General features: G+C 46.5%; 1 protein-coding gene. It reads left to right on the top strand.

Annotation, left to right across the window (positions count from 1 at the left end; translation table 11 throughout):
- Nucleotides 1-66: 66 nt before the first annotated feature.
- On the top strand, nt 67-409 hold a 343-nt coding region (locus A3750_RS05325), incomplete at its 3' end, for an SLBB domain-containing protein (protein ID WP_197474914.1).

Here is a 409-nt window from a genome sequence, read left to right as displayed (position 1 = left end):
AAGTATATTCACTACCCTAAAGTGTCTCTTATCCCATACGAAATGCGTAGCTCGAGCTTTACGATCATGGGCAAAGTCACGAAACCAGGCTTTTACTACTTTGACGGCTCTATTCGCCTCGCAGACGCAATCGCAAAAGCGGAAGGCCTCTCAGTTGGTGTATTCGACAACAACACCATCGAACTGGCCGATCTACAACATAGCTTTGTTCGTCGTGGTGACGACATACTCCCGATCGACTTTGACGCGCTCCTTCGCAAAGGCGATGCGCTGATGAACATTCCTTTGATTAACGGCGACTATATTTTTATTCCGTCGGCAATGAACCAAGAAGTGTATGTCATTGGTGAAGTGAATAAACAAGGTTACTTTGGATTCAAGCCGAACATGACAGCAGGCCGTTTACTGG

Source organism: Oleiphilus sp. HI0079, assembly GCF_001635105.1.
This window is presented reverse-complemented; position numbering and strand designations above follow the sequence as displayed.